The sequence below is a fragment of the Mesorhizobium sp. M0659 genome, from assembly GCF_040320605.1.
GTDB lineage: Bacteria > Pseudomonadota > Alphaproteobacteria > Rhizobiales > Rhizobiaceae > Mesorhizobium.
Genome location: NZ_JAMYPY010000006.1, coordinates 1 through 16,175 on the forward strand (window position 1 = coordinate 1; position 16,175 = coordinate 16,175).

Genomic DNA, 16,175 nt, shown 5'->3' on the forward strand with positions numbered 1-16,175 from the left:
GCCTTCGATGTCGGCGAGACATTTTCGGGCGTGCCCTATGACGTCGGGCTGGCGGCGGTCGAGAAGGTGCGGCCGCTGGTGTCAGGCGACACCACCATGGCGAAATTCGCGCTGCGCTGGATCCTGATGTTCGACGCGGTGACGGTTGTCATCCCCGGCGCCCGCAATCCGGCGCAGGCGGTTTCCAATGCGGAAGCGGCGAACCTTGCGCCGCTGTCGAACGAGCTGATGGGCAAGGTGAAGGCGATCTACGACCAGCACATCAAGCCCTACGTGCATCAGCGCTGGTGACCTACCGATGCTATCGAGCCTGTCATCCTTCGCGCTGCCTTGATGGTTTCTGGCAGCTCTTGCCACCACAATCCGCGACAAGTCAAGGCAGGCTTTGTTCAACCGCACGGCAGCTGGTCGGCGGGTTGAGGCGACGATAGATAAGCCGAGCGAAGCGCCTTGACTGACACAGACGCACTCAGTGCTTGGCATCATCACGCCCTTCGAATTCGTTATCAAATGGCGCTGAAAAACAGGCAGCATGAGGCCAACAATCAGCTCAGGACTTTTCGTTGAACTGGCGAGAACAAGGCTCTCAGCTGAACGCGCCGCGCTTCGCCACGGCCACTGCGCATCACCTTCTCCGCCTTCTGAGAGCCAACAAGTATCCTGCTTCCTTGCATCCGAGTACCTCCGGTAACAAGGAATTAGACACTGACATCGACAGCAGCTAATTGAGTTTCGAGCCCAAATCGCTATTTGACACCCTCAAACTCTGACAATGGCGGTAGCACCACAGCCGGGTGCCGGCCTTCGTGCAGCATCAGCCCGAGACTATAATCAACCGCTAGCTTCATGGCACCGAGCGCAGTCCCGTCATCCCCGAGAGAACTGACGGCAATATTTGTAGGCCAAGCAAGCTCTGCCGCTACTCGTTCGACGGTTTCGGTCATTAGCGGATTCCTGCCGACGCCGCCCCCAAGGACGATCAGGCCGGGGTCAAGCATGCCGATGCAGCCGGCTGCCAGCCTGCCAATATCAGCGGCATGGCGCGCGACCGCCGCCCCCGCCGGCGTTGAGTTTTCCAAAGCACGCGCGAACAGATCCTTGGCCGAGTCCGGCGGTGCTCCTTCTTGTGCTGGCCAATCGAGTCGGCAACGCTCGATCAGCGCCCGTGAGCCGAGATAATGTTCGAGCCCTTCACGAGAGGGAGTCTCGCTTGCCGACCACGGAAACGGCATGCGGCCAATCTCGCCGGCAGCACCGCCGGCGCCACGAAACAAGCGCCCTTCGGTGATGAAGCCGAGGCCGACCCGGACTCCAACCTGCAGAAAGGCGAAGGTCTGGTGGCCTTGAGCGGCGCCAAAATGCATCTCGCCGATAGCCGCGCAATTGACGTTGTTTTCCAGGATAATCGGAACGTCTACACTGCGACGCAGCAGGCCAAGCACGGCGGAGGGTCCGCCCGGGCGGTCAAAACTGTCATTGGCGACGATGCGCGGCACAGCAACCGCAATGCTACGTAGCGCGCGAAAATGCCTCCCAACCCTGGCCATGGTGGCACGCGCCACCGACAACACGACGGCGCCCAACTCGTCGGCATCACCAGCGATCGCTTCCGGTATCGGCCCTTCCGCCGACGCCAGCTTCTCGGCATCCATCGAATAAGCGACGGCGCGCACCTGGGCGGCGCCGACATCGATGCCGATCGCGTAGCCCGCACCTGGACCGATGCCATAGACAGTCGCCGTGCGGCCAATGGCGCCGCGTTCCAGCCCACGCGAGGCGACGAGGCCGAGCGCGCTCAACTCCGACACCGCCGCAGACATGGTCGGCTTCGAGAGGTCGAGCATGGCGCCGAGCTTCGGCCGCGTCACCGGCCCATGCGCGGCGAGCACGCGCAGCACAGCGCGGGCGCTGTCGGTCAGGTTAGGGATTTCCGCAGCCGCCATCTATTGCCCTGAAATCCTGTCTCCAGTCGGAAAGCGCAATCGCCGCCCCGACTCGAAAGCCGCATCCTGTCCTCAATGCCTCATGGACAGGCGGTTTGGCAATTTCCGCGATCCGTACACAGGCGTCAGACTTCAGTCCGCGACCATGGCTTGAGCTTGGTGTCCGTCTGCCGGTAGCGGAACACGATGTCGCTCAGGCCAGCGGCATCCTGCATGTCGCCGACGACGAGCTGGATGGCGATGATATCCAGTATGGCATCGGCGATGGCGTTGCCAAGCGCCGGAAGGGAGATCACCACCAGCCTGTCGGCTGGAGCGGCATCGCTGCGCCGCGTCACCAGCACGGAGGGGCAGCCTAGGGCGGCAACATCCTGCGCGATCTTGACCTCACGGCCATCGCCGATCGCGATCAAGCCGGTCGCCGCATCCTGCGATTCCATCGGCCCGTGCAGATAGTTCAGCGTGTCCCATCCCGATGCCGGTACACGAACGGCCTCGCGTATCAGCATCGCCGCCTCGCCGGCATTGGCGAAACCGACACCGGCGCCGACGATATCGATGGATGTTCTGCCCTGCAGCAGCCGTGCCGCCTGTCCGGCAGCCTTTTCCGCACCGGAAAGCACGGTGGCGACCGCAGGTGGCAAAGTCGTCCAATCGAAGCTGTTGCCGGCAAGTCTGTCGATCAGCATGCCAAGCGCCAGCAAGGTTCCGGTATAGCCAGTCGAACTGGCGCCATTATCGGCGCCCGAATCCGTGGCAAGCACGGCGCCGGTGAGAGACGCCAGCGGATTGTCGCTGCCACGGCAGATCGCCAAGCGTGGCGAGGCCGATGCTTCCTGCATGACATCGGAGATTTCGCGACTCTGCCCGGAGGCCGACAGCGAGATGAACGCATCGGCGGCGGCATCCGAGCGGCCATAAAGATCGGTCGGCGTATATGCAAAAGCCCTGATGCCTGAGGCGCGCAGATAAAGCGCGCCGGCCAGCGCCGCCTGATAGCTGGCGCCGATGCCGGCAAGCCCGATCGTCTTGCCGGCAAAAGCGCCGAGATCGAGGTCGTCAAGCGACGAGGCCACCGAACGCCGGCCGATTTCGAGACTTTCCGTTTGGCGCGCCACCGCCGGGCGATAGCCGATACGCTTCATCATTCAAACCGCTCCAATTTCCGAAGATTGGCCTGACCGACCAGCAGTCGTCTTGCCAAGGCGACCGCACCCAGCACCGGCGGCTCGCGCAGCAGCAGCACCTGGCTCGACGGCGAGACCTTTGCCATGGCCTCGACGAATGCCGCCATCAACATCGGCTGCTCCGAGATGACACCGCCACCAGCCACGACAAGGGCGGGATTGGCGCCGCGTTCGATCAAGAGTTCGACCAGCGCTGCCAATCCTGCGCCGCCTTCCCTGATGACGCGGACAGCCAGAGCCGAGCCGGCGATCGCTGCGTCGAACACGGCATTGGCATAGCGGCCCCAGACCGCCGCGCCGCGCGTTTCGTTGAGCAGGATGCCAAGCTTGGTCTGGTCGTCTGTACCCAGTTCGCGCATCAGTGCGGCAATCAGCGGATCGCCATCCTGGCCCCGGTCGAGGCTGTGGCGGATCGCCTTGGCCGCCTCGCGCACCAAGGCCGGCGCGCTGCCCTCGTCGCCCAGGATCCAGCCCCAGCCGCCGGCGGCCAGCATCTTGCCATCGGCCGTGCGTGCCACCGCGATGGAGCCTGTGCCGGAGACGACGCCGATGCCATCAATATAGCCGGCGGCGGGAACCATCAGCTCGGCATCATTGACCACCCGCACCGCACCGCTGGTCCTGCTGCCCAACAGCGCTTGGAAGCGAAGACATTGCTCACCCGTGTCGCAGCCATGCGCGCCAACGGCCAGCGCAGCGGGCGCGACACCACCGCACAATCCGGCGACGATGCTGGCCAGTGTCGTGGCATCGGCCTCCATCTGGCGAATGCGCCAGCTCTCCGTCACCAGCACCTCGTCGGCGATCATGCGCTCGCCCTGGCACGCCATGATGCGTGTCTTGGTGCCGCCTATATCCACGCCTGCAATGATTTTCTGGGTCACCGATATCCACCGCGCAAGCCGGGACGAAGCCGGGCTGCCGCGTCCACTCCACGTTAGTTAGGAAACTTTACAAACTATCTTTCCAGACGGCAAGAACTATGATTTGATAATCGTCGTAAAAAGCGCATCAAGCGCGATTGGGAGATTGCAACATGAGCAGGAGAAGGATTGGGCTGGCCCTCGCGGCCGCGTCTTTCGCATGGGGATTGGCAGCCGGCGTGGCACATGCCACCGACATATCGTTCTGGACCTGGCGCCAGGAAGACAAGGCCGCCTACAACGAACTTTTCGCCGATTTCACCAAGGCCAACCCGGACATCCATGTGAAGTTCGAGTCGTTCCCGGACGAGAACTATCCGACCATCGTCTCGACTGCGCTTGCTGCCGGCAAGGGTGGCGACGTCATCCATACCCACGCCTATGGCTGGCTCGAGCAGTTCGTGAAGGCTGGCTACTTCGAGCCCCAAGACTTGACCACGGTGCCTTCGCTCGCCAACCAGCCCGCCGACGCGCTGGTGGCCGGCACCTACCGCGCCGACAAGAAGGTCTATTCCCTGCCCTTCGCCTCGCAGACGCTCGGCCTGTTCATCAACAAGGACGTCTTCACCAAGGCCGGGCTGACCCCGCCGACCACCTGGGGTGAGTTCATAACCGTCAGCAAGGCGCTGAAGGAAAAGGGCATTTATCCCTTGGCCAACGGCATGGGCACCAGCTGGTTCAACGAGATGTTCGTGGCCATCTTCACCAACCCGTTCCTCGGCCAAGACTTCGTCAGCGACCTGACGGCGGGCAAGACCACCTTCAAGGATCCGCGCTATGTCGCGGCACTTGGCAAGCTGCTCGAATTGCGCGACTACATGCCGCCCGGCTTCGAAGGCATCGACTATGACACCGCCGGCCAGCTGTTCATCAGCGGCAAGGCGGCGATGCTTGCCGGCGGCAGCTTCGATATCGCCAGCTACCGCACCCAGAACCCGGCTATCAACATGGACTTCGTCGCCCCGCCCATGGCCAAGGCCGGCGACACACCGCAAGTGACCAAGTTCTTCGACGGCGGTTATGCCGTCAACGCCAAATCGGCCAACAAGGAGGCCGCGCTCAAGCTGGTCAACTGGATGGGCACCAAGGAGTTCGGCGACAAGTTCTCCGCCCTGCTCGGCAACATCTCACCGATCAAGGGCGTCGTCATCAAGGACGAGCTTCTCGCCCATGTCGCCAAGTTGAACGAAACCGCCATGCCGCATATCAATGTCGTCTACTTCCGTTTCGAGAAGCCGACGGGATCGGAGCTGCTGCAGGGCGACATCACCAAGATGATGTCGGGTTCGATCACCCCGGACCAGCTGGCCGCCGACCTGACCGACGGCCTCGCCAAATGGTACCAGCCTTTCCAGGGCAAGTGACATGAACAGCGGCCGGCGCCACACCACAAAAACCTTTCCGTGGCGCCGGTCACTCTGGATCGCGTCCCTGCTGACACCGGCCCTGGTGGTCATGGTGCTGTTCGTGCTCTGGCCTCTGCTGTCGGCCTTCCGCCTTGCCTTTTATGAGTTCAACGGCTTGCAGCCGGCCGGATTCATCGGCTTCGAAAACTTCCGCAAGGTGCTGTTCGAACGGCCTTATAGCGACTGGACCTACAATGCATTGAAGCACAACATCATCGCCTTCGTGGTGCTGATGGTGTTCGAGAACGGCACCGCCTTCCTGCTCGCCTACGCCTTGCTGAAGGCTCTGCCCGGCCACCGCATCCACCAGGTCATCGTCTTTCTTCCCGTCGTGCTGTCGGCAGTCATCGTCGGCTTCCTGTGGAAACTGTTCCTGCATCCGCTGTTCGGACTGGTGAACCAGACGCTGGCGCTGATGGGTATCGGCGCCATCCCGTGGCTCGGCAATGAACACACGGCGTTGGGCAGCGTCCTGTTCGCCAATGTCTGGCACTGGCTCGGCTTCCCGACCCTGGTGCTTTTGGCCGGCATGCAGCGCATCAGCAAGGACGTGATCGAGGCCGCCCGTCTCGACGGAGCGGGCGATTATGTGCTGATGACAAAGATCATCTGGCCGCTGATCGCGCCGAGCGTCACCATCGTCACCATTCTGACCTTCATCGGCAGCTTCAACTGGTTCGAGATCCCCTATGTCATGGCCGGCCTCACCGGTTCGCCCGGCGGCGCGACAGACGTGCTCGGCCTCTATTTCTACCGCACCGCCTTCGGTTCGACGACGACCGGCATCCAGGATTTCGGCCAAGGCAGCGCGCTGGCCGTGATGATGTTCATCATCGTTGCCGGCGTCACCGCAATCGCGCTTCGCTACCTGCGCCGTCGCGAGATCGAACTGTGAGCGCGACAGCCCGCACCGGGCAACCCGCGGAGTTGCTGAAGAATGGTGCCATCCAGCTGATGCTGGCGATCAACGCCGTCATCATGATCTATCCGCTGTTCGTCATGGTGATGTCGTCCTTCAAGACCAATGCCGAGATCTTCAGCTCGCCCTTCGCCCTGCCGGCGCACTTCTCGCTGGCCAATGCCGAGCGGGTGTGGAGCGAAACCAACTTCGTCCGCTACCTCGCCAATTCGGTCGGCATCACAGTTGCGGCGGTTGCCCTGATCCTTCTGTTCAGCACCATGGCGGCTTACGCGATTGCCCGCTACCAGTTCAGGCTGAGCGCGGTGGTGCTGATGTTTTTCCTGAGCGGCATGACCGTGCCGCTGAAACTGGCGATCATTCCGCTGTTCATCCAGCTGGATACGCTTGGCCTGGTCGACAGCTACGCCGGCCTGGTGCTGGTCTATGTCGCCATGGGAATTCCTTCGGCCGTGTTCATCATGACTGGCTTCCTCAGGACCTTGCCGCGCGAACTGGAAGAGTCCGCACGCATGGATGGCGCCAGCGAATTTCGCATCATGCGCTCGATCATGCTGCCGCTGGCGCGCCCGGCGCTGGTCATCGTCGCCATCCAGAACGCCGTGCCGATCTGGAACGACTTTTTCTTCCCGCTGGTGCTTATCACGTCGGACGAGCTCAAGACCTTGCCGCAGGGCCTCACCGTCTTTGTCGGCGAGTTCACCACCGACTGGGGCGTGCTGTTCACCGGGCTGACGCTGGCCGCGCTGCCGATCACCCTGCTTTACATCGTGCTGTCGAAGCAGTTCATCTCCGGCATCACCCAAGGCGCGGTGAAATAAGCCGCGGTCAAATAGACGAGGATTCATTCAAGTGGCGAACCACAACAAGATCATTATCACCTGCGCGGTCACCGGCTCGATCCACACGCCGTCAATGTCGCCGCATCTGCCCGTCAGCGCGCAGGAGATCGCCGATGCCGCGATCGGAGCGGCCGAGGCCGGTGCGGCCATCGTCCATCTGCATGCGCGAAATCCCGCCGATGGCCGGCCCGACCAGTCGACCGAGGCCTTCGCGCCCTTCCTGAAGGTGATCAAGCAACGCTCGAACTGCGTCATCAACATCACCACCGGCGGCGCCGCCACGATGAGCGTCGAGGAACGGGTCAAGCCGGCCGCGACCTTCGCGCCGGAGGTCGCCTCGCTCAACATGGGCTCGATGAATTTCGGCCTCTATCCGATGCTGGAGCGCTTCAAGAGCTTCGAGCATGACTGGGAACGGCCCTACCTCGAAAGCTCACGCGACCGCATCTTCCGCAACACTTTTGGCGACATCGAGCACATCCTGCGCACCTGCGCTGAGAACGGCACGCGTTTCGAGATCGAATGCTACGACATCGGCCATCTCTACACGCTCGCCCATTTCGTCGAGCGCGGCCTGGTCAAGGCGCCGTTCTTTGTCCAGAGCGTGTTCGGCATACTAGGCGGCATCGGCACCCACCCAGAGGACGTCGCGCATATGAAGCGCACTGCCGACCGCCTGTTCGGCAACGACTATCACTGGTCGGTGCTGGGCGCCGGCCGCTGCCAGTTGCCTATCGCTACCCAGGCGATCGCGCTCGGAGGCAATGTGCGCGTCGGGCTGGAGGACTCGCTGTGGATCGGCAAGGGCCAGTTGGCGAAATCCAATGCCGAGCAGGTGAAGAAGGTCCGCCAGATCATCGAGGGGCTGGGCGCCTCGGTGGCCACCCCTGATGAGGCGCGGCAGATCCTGCAGCTCAAGGGTGGCGACAAGGTCGCTTTCTGAGGAAACGCTAATGAGTGCGGCCACCATATCGGGCGTCGAGAAAGGCTATAGCAAGGCGAAGGTTATCCAGGGCGTATCTGTCGACATCGCGTCGGGTGAGTTCGTCGTCGGGCCGTACGGCTGCGGCAAGTCGACCTTGCTCGGGATTACCGGGCCGAAGGACACCAGTGCCGGCGAGATCGCGCTCGAAGGCTAGGTCATCAACGAGATCGCGCCGAAATCGTGCGACATCGCCATGGTGTTCTAGGATTATGCGCTCTACCCGCAAATGAGGGCGCAACCCAGCGCCTCGTCCATCTCGGCCTCAAGCACCTCCTGCATCACCGCACGGAGCACTTCGTGCAATCCATCCGGGTTCGAAAGCAAAATGTCTTTGACGGCAGCGCTGGCGGTCTTAACTTCAGTCTTGGTCATGGTGGCGTTCCTTCGCGGGAATCAGGTGACGTGAACAATCACCAGCCTGCCATGACCGCCCCCTCTCAGCGAATTTGCAGAACTCTCAGCACACTACCTTCGTTCGAGCATGACCAGAATAGCCGACCTTGGCCCACTCATCCCCGGCAAACTACATTCGCCGGCAGACGGACACGACCGTTCCACCTATGCCCGATTTGCGGACAGCAGGTTGACCGCCGCGATTTCCGGCAGGTGATGTGGCACGAGCAGCGGGATCACCAGCCGCTTGAATTAGACGCTTAGGAACAAAAGTGCCGAAATACCACGTTGAGGAAATGGACGGCGATACTGTGACGGCTACCCACATCGTCCACGCGACAACGCCGATCAGGGCGGCGCGGGAAGCGACAGAGCGCGACGTCACTCTGCGCACCAGCGAGCCCATCTGGATCAGGGTTGCCGACGAAAAGCGCGGCCACATATTCGAATACAGTTTCAGCCTGTAGCTGGCGATCCAACTCGGCTAGCTGAGTTTTTGAATGGCATACCATGCCGTCGACCTCGATACGCAAGTTCGACTATGACCCCAACACGGTTTGGTTTGTAGCGAGCGGGAAGCATTACGAGTTTTTGGACGTACCTGCTGAGGCCGTTGCCGCGTTCAAAGCTGCCTTTGCCAAGGGCGTCTATTTCAACACTCAAATCCGGAACCGTTATGCATTCCGGCTCGCGCCAAAGCGCTGACATCTGGAGATGCCGGGCTTGTGCGGGGACGGCCCGCGCCTGCTTCCGAGCGCGGGCCGACCATGATTAGTGAGGGGCCATCTTGGTCACCGGCAGGACCGCTGAGACGAGCCGGGTGTGACCGAACAGCCTCGGAGCGAGGATGTTCCCGGCTGACGCAAAAAGGCCGAAGGGCGCAATTAGCACCGACTTAACTAGGTCCGACATTTTAACGGTTCGTTGACCGCGCTGTCCCAGAATAGGACGGCGCGGTCAAACCCCAACCTTGGCTGCGCAGGCGGCTTCGGCACTCAGTTCCACACCCGAGCTGTCGGAGCCGCCACCCACCCCACACTTATACCAGCAATGGTTGAATCAACCGTTACTGCACGTGCTTTCCATGGCGCTTCCCTGATCGTTAGACTTTGACGGAACAAACAGGGGATTCTCAGATTCGGCTTTCGATCTTGACTCGACCGATGGAAACGATCTTCGATGACATCGCCAACGCCCTCAAGGAGCCCCGCCAGGACGTTTGGCCCCCTGTTCGCCCTCGATATCGCCAGCAAGCTGTTCCTTGGCCCTCACTATCGGCCTTGGTGTTGGCATTGGAATGGCGCTGGCTCGTTAGCTGCCCTTCGCCTTGCCATAGGCGTTCGGGCTGGTGTCCGGCGAGTAGATCAGCCCCACTTTGTTACTGCCGCACTTGGCGCATTTCAGCTTGGGAATGAGGTCATCGGTCATGGCCGGCGCGCCTCTTGGCTGAAAGGTCGCGGAGCTTCACCAGTTCAAGCTCCCTGCTTATGATGGCTCGCTGGGGTGTGGCAGTACGCCGTGACCGTCATCTTTTTGTCGATCAGCGATTGGAACGTCCATCCTTTTCCCATCCGGCCGATATAGAGCTAATGCAGTCAATCCGCCAAGCTGGACGCACGAAGGAGCTCGGAATGTGGCGGTAAACAGAACTTATGTTGCCACGGGGCCCGGGGAGGATGGACCGCCAGCGACAGCCGACAGTTTACCGCGCTTCGCCAACGTTGGCTTCAAATAGATTTTCTTCACCAAGGTTTTCTCCTTCAAAATAAACGGACGACAGAAAGGCGTAGAGCCTCAGAAATGATAGTTGATGCCTACGCGCACCGTGTCGAAGTCGATATTGTCAGTCGATGGGACAGAAGAAGGCGTGTTGAACTCGGGAGTGCCCAGGTCGACGTGCATATACTCAGCCTTGAACGACAGCTGCTGGTTCAGCGCCCATTCAAGTCCTGCGCCGGCCGCCCAGCCCCACCTGGTCTCGTCATAGCCGCATGTTGGCGTAAAGCCGCAGGCTCCCAGGTCAGCCGTGCCCTTGACCTTACCGACAGCAAAGCCGCCCGTGAGATATGGAAGGAAATTCTCGAACGCATAGCCAACGCGCACGCGGCCCGTCCCGTACCAGTCGACATCGGCTGTACAGCCTTCATTGCCGCATGGCGGCACAAACGGAACCTCAAGGGCGCTACCGTGAATATTGGCGTATGACACGTCGCCCTCAACGCCGGACACGATCTGGCCCCGCTGCCAATTGTACCCTGCGGTCAGGCCGCCAATGAAGCCATCCGAATCAATATCGACACCGGGGGGCCGAAATCGTAGTGATCGCTGTTCCGACCATATCCGGCTACGGCTGTGGGACAAGATTTGCAGTAGGCTCTGGCCGGAGGCGATGTGCGACCGACGCAGGGACACGGCCCCGGATAGGGCGGCGTCCCTCGCCCGCCTCTTCGGACTTTCAAAAGGTAAACAAATCCTTTAAGGGCAGCCTTCCACGGGCATCTGCGACCCGACGCGTGTTTGCCACTCGCCTGTTGGTTCTGCTAGCCTCGCAACACAATCACTGCGCCGCTGCCTGCGTGCTCCTGGCGGCGTCGTCAATTACATCGGCGACGACCTTAGGCTGGGTCATGAAGAGCGCGTGGCTGGCGTCGACCTCGGTAACCTTCGCACCGATTCTCTTGGCCATATGCTGCAGCATGCGGGCGTCGAAGGCCTTGTCTTGCCGGGCGATCACAGCCCAACTCGGCTTAGTCCTCCATGCTGCGTTCTCGAGTTTGGTGGCGAAGGCCGACAAGTTGATCGGAACCTGGGAATCGCTCAGGAAAGCAGCATCGGCATCGGTCGTGTCGGCAGCGAAGCCTGCTTTGAAATTCTCTGGCTTCACGAAACCAAAGCCATCGGATGTCGGGTCGATCACAAATTCAGGCGGGCTCGTAAAACCTTCGTATTGCTGGGCCGTCGTCTCACCGGCATCTGGCGATAGGGCCGAGACATACACGAGGCCTTTGACTTTTGCGTCGACGCCCGCCTCGGTAATCACCACGCCACCCCAGGAATGGCCAACGAGTACAGTCGGGCCGTCCTGACGATCAAGCGCTCGTTTGGTCGCAGCAACATCGTCAGCAAGTGACGTCAAAGGATTTTGTACGATCGTCACCTTATATCCACGCCCAGTCAGTTCCTCATAGACACCGCGCCAGCCTGAACCGTCGGCAAAAGCACCGTGGACGAGGACGACATTCCTGACGGCTTGGTTATCTGGGATCTTATCGGCGGCGTAAGCAGAGGCGGCGGTTGCGATACCTGCTGCGGCTGCCAGGATAATTTTTGACTTTGTCATTTTGTTTTCCTTCGGAATTCCACGATACTTGCTATCGCGATAATTTTTCATTCGATGGATCTGATCGTTGAGAGGAACGGCTCGTTGTTGATTTGTTAAGCCATGACAATCTCCTTCCCTCATGGTTTGGACCTCGACGTCAGGGAAAGAGGAGTGTCTCGGATAACATCGCCCGCTTACCGGATGTGAGCGCCATCACCGAAGCCGCGATAGCGTTCCGGTCGATCCGGAAGTGTCGATATAGATCGTTGATCATTCCGGTCTGGCCAAAATGCTCGACACCGTGCGGGATCGTCCTGTGGCCCGCCACAGCGCCAAGCCAGGAGAGCGTCGCGGGATGGCCGTCGATGACGGTGACGATGGCGCAATGACCCGGCAGCGGATCAAGCAGGCGTTCGACATGACTTATCGCGCGCGGATTGCCACGGGCGCGCTCGCGCTGCGCCGCCGTCCATCCGGCATTGAGCCGATCGGCAGAGGTCACTGCCAAAACACCGATATCTCGACGATATTCGCCGAGCATGCCGGCGGCGGCGATGGCCTCGTCGGCCACTGCACCCTGATAGGCGATGACGACAGAACAATTTGGCCCTGGCTTTCGGAGCCAGTAGGCGCCGTCGATCGCCCCCTGTCTGAAATCGTCGTCGACACGTTTCAGAGGCTGTTCGAGCGGCTTGGTCGTAAGCCGGAGGTAGACCGAACCGCCGGTCTCGTCGCGCAGCCAGGTTCGCTCGTCGGGGTCGTTTCCGCCGTCGCGCTGAAGATAGCCAAAGGCCCATTCCATGATGATGGCGAGTTCGTCGGCGAAGGCGGGTTCGAAGGCCGCCAGCCCGTCCTGGCTCATACCGATCAGCGGAGTGCCGATCGATTGATGCGCGCCACCCTCCGGCGCCAGCGTCACGCCAGAGGGCGTGCCGACGATCATGAACCGGGCGTCTTGGTAGCAGGCATAGTTTAGCGCATCGAGACCACGACAGACGAAGGGATCGTAGACAGTGCCGATGGGAATCAGCCGCTTGCCGAACAGGGAGTGACTGAGCCCTGCCGCGCCGAGCAGGAGGAAGAGATTCATCTCGGCAATGCCGAGTTCGACATGCTGTCCGTCGGGCGTGAATTCCCATTTCGCTGTCGACGCGATGCGGTGCTCGATGAACGCGTCGGCGGCGGGCTTGCGGGCGAAGAGTTTGCGCCGGTTGACCCAGGCGCCAAGGCTGGTGGTGCCGGTGACGTCGGGCGACGTCGTCATGATCCGCTCAGAAAGCGAAGATCTGCCCTTGGCGAGATCGTCGAGGATTTTGCCGAAAGCAAGTTGCGTCGAGATTTCCCGGTTGGAGTCGAATTCTATACGCGGCACTTCAAGCTGGCGGTCGGAATAGCGCCGCGCTCCCTCCGCGAAGAACGGTGTCAGGGCCAGAAACGCCTTGAGCGCGGCAGGGTCCGGCACGCTCGCAAAGGGCTCCCATTCCTCGCCTGCCGCGATGCCCATCTCGACTTGCCAGTCGGCGAACTGCTTGGTCGTCATCAACCCGCCGTGATTGTCCTTATGCCCAGCGATCGGCGTGCTCCATCCCTTGATCGTGTAGGCGAGAAAGCAGGTAGGCCGGTCGTGGCCGATGGCCGCAAAAACCTCCGCCATAGTCGCTACGCAATTGCCGCCGAGATTTTCCATTAGTGCCGCGAGCTCGGCGTCGCTCCGCCGTCCAATCAGCGCCGAGACGTCGCCCTGATCGCCGAGATCGTCCATCAGCCGCTTGCGCCACACGGCGCCGCCCATGAAGGTCAGCGCGGAATACTCCTGGTTGGAGCAGCTATCGATCCAGTCTCGTAGCTTGGTCCCGCCGCTCTCATTGAAAGCCGCGCGTTGCAGAATACCATATTTGACCCGGACGACATCCCAATCAAAGGCCTCGAAAATCTTCTCGACGCGTTCGAAGAGGCCCTCGCGCACGATGCCGTCGAGCGACTGCCGGTTATAGTCGATGATCCACCAGCAGTTCCTAAGCTCGTTCTTCCATCCCTCTTGCAACGCCTCGTAGATGTTGCCCTCGTCGAGTTCGGCATCGCCGACCAGTGCGATCATACGGCCCACCTTTCCTTGCCCCCAGGCTTTGGCTCGGACGAAATCCTGCACGATCGAAGCAAGCGCGGTAATTGCCACGCCGAGGCCCACCGACCCCGTCGAAAAGTCGACGTCGTCGATATCTTTGGTCCGGCTGGGATAACTCTGCACGCCGCCTAGCCCGCGAAAATTCTCCATCTTCTGGCGCGTCTGCCGGCCCATAAGATACTGGATTGCATGGAATACCGGCGAGGCATGCGGCTTCACCGCGACGCGATCCTCCGGCCGCAGCGCAGAAAAGTATAGCGCCGTCATGATTGACACCATGGAAGCCGAACTCGCCTGATGTCCGCCGGTCTTGATGCCGTCGACCTTTGGCCGGATGTGGTTTGCATGGTGGATCATCCAATGGGAGAGCCACAGTAGGCGCTGTTCAATTGTCTTGAGATGCCTCGTATCGGTCATCGTCAGGTTCCGTTGCGGAAGGGCAAAGGGAATGGCTGGGCGATGGAGGGGCTCAGCCATCTTTGTAAAAATAGCTGTAGCCATTGAGCGCCGGCGCACCGCCAAGATGGGCGTAGAGAACCTTCGATCCTTCAGGGAAGAAGCCCTTGCGTATGAGGTCGATCATCCCCTGCATCGACTTCCCCTCATAGACGGGGTCAGTGATCATCGCCTCGGTGCGCGCAGCAAGCCGAATCGCCTCATTGGTGTCTTCGGATGGGACCCCATAGGCCGGATAGGCATAATCCGGGTTGATGACGATCTCGTTCTCACGAACCGCGCGGCCGAGTTCGACGAGTTCCGACGTCGCGTTGACGATCTTCCGTACTTGATCGCGCGTCTGCTGGACTGTACCCGAGGCATCTATGCCGATCACCCGGTCTGCGCGATCCTGCGCCGCAAACCCCACGATCATGCCGCCTTGGGTCGATCCGGTGACGACGCAGACTACGATGTAGTCGAAGGTGAAACCGAGTTCTCCTTCCTGTGCCGCGACCTCTTCGGCAAATCTGACATAGCCGAGTGCACCGTATTTGTGCACGGATGCGCCTGCCGGGATTGGATAGGGCTTGCCACCCGCATCTTTCACCGACTGGATAGCGTCTTCCCAGCTCTTGCGGATGCCGATGTCGAAACCGTCATCGACCAGCCGGCTGTCAGCGCCCATTAGCCTTGTCATCAAGATATTACCAACGCGGTCGTAAACCGCATCGTAATGCGGCACCCACTTTTCCTGGATGACGACACATTTCATGCCGATTTTGGCGGCCGTCGCCGCCACCATGCGCGTGTGGTTGGACTGCACGCCGCCGATCGACACCAACGTATCCGCACCGGAGGCGATTGCGTCAGGCACGATATACTCGAGCTTGCGGAGCTTGTTGCCGCCCATGGCGAGACCGGAATTGCAGTCCTCGCGCTTGGCATAGATCTGCACCTTGCCGCCTAATGCATCTGTCAACCGAGGAAGATGCTCGATCGGCGTCGGGCCGAAGGTAAGCGGATAGCGTTCGAATTTTTCCAACAGTGTCATTGACAGGGCCTCGGTGCCGATTTGCGATCAGAGGCTAGTCGAAAACCGATGAAAGGTGCTCTCTAAGCTGACTGATGAATCTCCCATCTTTCGACTGAATTTAATGATAGACCCCAAATCTTCGACATTGCGAGGCCAAAAATGAAAGATTCTTCCGTCGGGGATTTTGACCGTATCGACCTCAAGATACTACGCGCCCTGCAATCCGAGGGCCGGCTTAGCAACGCCGATTTGGCGGATCGCGTGAATGTTAGCGCCGCGACCTGCCACCGGCGGACTCAGCGGCTCTTCGAGGAGGGTTATATCACCGGCGTGCGGGCGGAAGTCGCGCCCGCCGCCGTCGGCCTCGGCGCGCTGGTAATGGTCGGCGTGGTGCTTGATCGCTCGACACCGGAGAGCTTCGGCGCCTTCGAGGGCGCGGTCATGGAAATGAAGGAAGTGCTAGACTGCAATCTGGTCGCAGGCGACTTCGACTATCTTCTAAAAATCCGCGTGCGCGATATGGCCGACTTCAACAAACTGCACGGCCAGAAACTAATCGCCCTGCCCGGTGTCCGACAGACGAGGACCTTCTTCGTGATGAAGGAAGTCAAGGAAAACGCGCGATTGCCGTTCTAGCGTGCCGACAGACATCGCTGTTA

16 protein-coding genes and 1 pseudogene are annotated in these 16,175 nt (G+C 60.8%); 9 read left to right on the forward strand and 8 right to left on the reverse strand.

Features of this window, described 5'->3' with window-relative positions; translation table 11 throughout:
* Positions 1-291 (forward strand): aldo/keto reductase (locus tag NKI31_RS11615; RefSeq protein WP_352651536.1); only part of this gene is annotated, 291 nt, incomplete at its 5' end.
* Between the two features lie 455 nt (positions 292-746).
* Here NKI31_RS11615 and NKI31_RS11620 read toward each other — a convergent pair.
* From NKI31_RS11620 to NKI31_RS11630, 3 genes are all read right to left on the reverse strand, one after another.
* Positions 747-1,943: an ROK family transcriptional regulator gene (locus NKI31_RS11620; protein WP_352651537.1), complete on the reverse strand. Its 1,197-nt coding sequence runs from the start codon at positions 1,941-1,943 to the stop codon at positions 747-749.
* A 125-nt stretch (positions 1,944-2,068) separates the two neighbouring features.
* Positions 2,069-3,091 carry an SIS domain-containing protein gene (locus NKI31_RS11625; RefSeq protein WP_352651538.1) on the reverse strand — a complete coding sequence of 341 codons (1,023 nt, stop codon included), beginning with the start codon at positions 3,089-3,091 and terminating at the stop codon, positions 2,069-2,071.
* On the reverse strand, positions 3,088-4,014 hold the full coding sequence (locus NKI31_RS11630; protein ID WP_352651539.1) for a BadF/BadG/BcrA/BcrD ATPase family protein: 927 nt from the start codon (positions 4,012-4,014) through the stop codon (positions 3,088-3,090). Before NKI31_RS11630 ends, NKI31_RS11625 begins: the two co-directional genes overlap by 4 nt.
* A gap of 152 nt (positions 4,015-4,166) precedes the next feature.
* Between NKI31_RS11630 and NKI31_RS11635 the strand changes: the two genes are divergently transcribed.
* Genes NKI31_RS11635 through NKI31_RS11655 form a run of 5 tightly spaced genes read left to right on the forward strand, consistent with a single transcriptional unit; the run spans position 4,167 to position 8,359 of the window.
* Positions 4,167-5,417, forward strand: coding sequence for a sugar ABC transporter substrate-binding protein (locus NKI31_RS11635; protein WP_352651540.1), 1,251 nt, complete (start codon positions 4,167-4,169; stop codon positions 5,415-5,417).
* Between the two features lies 1 nt (position 5,418).
* On the forward strand, positions 5,419-6,354 hold the full coding sequence (locus tag NKI31_RS11640) for a carbohydrate ABC transporter permease (protein ID WP_352651541.1): 936 nt from the start codon (positions 5,419-5,421) through the stop codon (positions 6,352-6,354).
* Positions 6,351-7,199 (forward strand): carbohydrate ABC transporter permease, encoded by an 849-nt coding sequence (locus NKI31_RS11645; protein ID WP_352651542.1) that lies wholly within the window; start codon positions 6,351-6,353, stop codon positions 7,197-7,199. The genes NKI31_RS11640 and NKI31_RS11645 overlap by 4 nt, the downstream gene beginning before the upstream one ends.
* A gap of 31 nt (positions 7,200-7,230) precedes the next feature.
* A complete protein-coding gene (gene kce, locus NKI31_RS11650; protein ID WP_352651543.1) occupies positions 7,231-8,163 on the forward strand; it encodes a 3,5-dioxohexanoate:acetyl-CoA acetone transferase in 933 nt (310 codons plus the stop codon).
* A gap of 10 nt (positions 8,164-8,173) precedes the next feature.
* Positions 8,174-8,359 (forward strand): hypothetical protein, encoded by a 186-nt coding sequence (locus NKI31_RS11655; protein WP_352651544.1) that lies wholly within the window; start codon positions 8,174-8,176, stop codon positions 8,357-8,359.
* A gap of 77 nt (positions 8,360-8,436) precedes the next feature.
* Here the strand turns inward: NKI31_RS11655 and NKI31_RS11660 are convergent.
* Positions 8,437-8,577, reverse strand: a pseudogene (locus NKI31_RS11660) (transposase); the annotation flags it as partial.
* Between the two features lie 293 nt (positions 8,578-8,870).
* Here NKI31_RS11660 and NKI31_RS11665 point away from each other — a divergent pair.
* Together NKI31_RS11665 and NKI31_RS11670 are read left to right on the forward strand one after the other, a co-directional pair.
* The gene (locus tag NKI31_RS11665) at positions 8,871-9,065 is read left to right on the forward strand and encodes a hypothetical protein (RefSeq protein ID WP_031244300.1); all 195 of its coding nucleotides are present in this window, start codon (positions 8,871-8,873) and stop codon (positions 9,063-9,065) included.
* Positions 9,066-9,108: 43 nt separating this feature from the next.
* On the forward strand, positions 9,109-9,303 hold the full coding sequence (locus NKI31_RS11670; RefSeq protein WP_352651545.1) for a KTSC domain-containing protein: 195 nt from the start codon (positions 9,109-9,111) through the stop codon (positions 9,301-9,303).
* Positions 9,304-10,392: 1,089 nt separating this feature from the next.
* On the opposite strand, the gene NKI31_RS11675 is transcribed toward NKI31_RS11670, so the two are convergent.
* The 4 genes from NKI31_RS11675 to NKI31_RS11690 form a co-directional block, all read right to left on the reverse strand.
* Positions 10,393-11,010, reverse strand: a complete 618-nt coding sequence (locus tag NKI31_RS11675; protein ID WP_352651546.1) for an outer membrane protein — start codon at positions 11,008-11,010, stop codon at positions 10,393-10,395.
* Between the two features lie 145 nt (positions 11,011-11,155).
* Positions 11,156-11,938, reverse strand: a complete 783-nt coding sequence (locus NKI31_RS11680; protein WP_352651776.1) for an alpha/beta fold hydrolase — start codon at positions 11,936-11,938, stop codon at positions 11,156-11,158.
* A 139-nt stretch (positions 11,939-12,077) separates the two neighbouring features.
* Complete coding sequence (locus NKI31_RS11685) at positions 12,078-14,462, reverse strand: thiamine pyrophosphate-binding protein (RefSeq protein ID WP_352651547.1); 2,385 nt, start codon at positions 14,460-14,462, stop codon at positions 12,078-12,080.
* A gap of 52 nt (positions 14,463-14,514) precedes the next feature.
* Positions 14,515-15,534 (reverse strand): 1-aminocyclopropane-1-carboxylate deaminase, encoded by a 1,020-nt coding sequence (locus NKI31_RS11690; RefSeq protein ID WP_352651548.1) that lies wholly within the window; start codon positions 15,532-15,534, stop codon positions 14,515-14,517.
* A gap of 141 nt (positions 15,535-15,675) precedes the next feature.
* Here NKI31_RS11690 and NKI31_RS11695 point away from each other — a divergent pair, with 141 nt between their 5' ends.
* Positions 15,676-16,152, forward strand: coding sequence for an Lrp/AsnC family transcriptional regulator (locus NKI31_RS11695; RefSeq protein ID WP_352651549.1), 477 nt, complete (start codon positions 15,676-15,678; stop codon positions 16,150-16,152).
* The last annotated feature ends 23 nt before the right edge of the window (positions 16,153-16,175 follow it).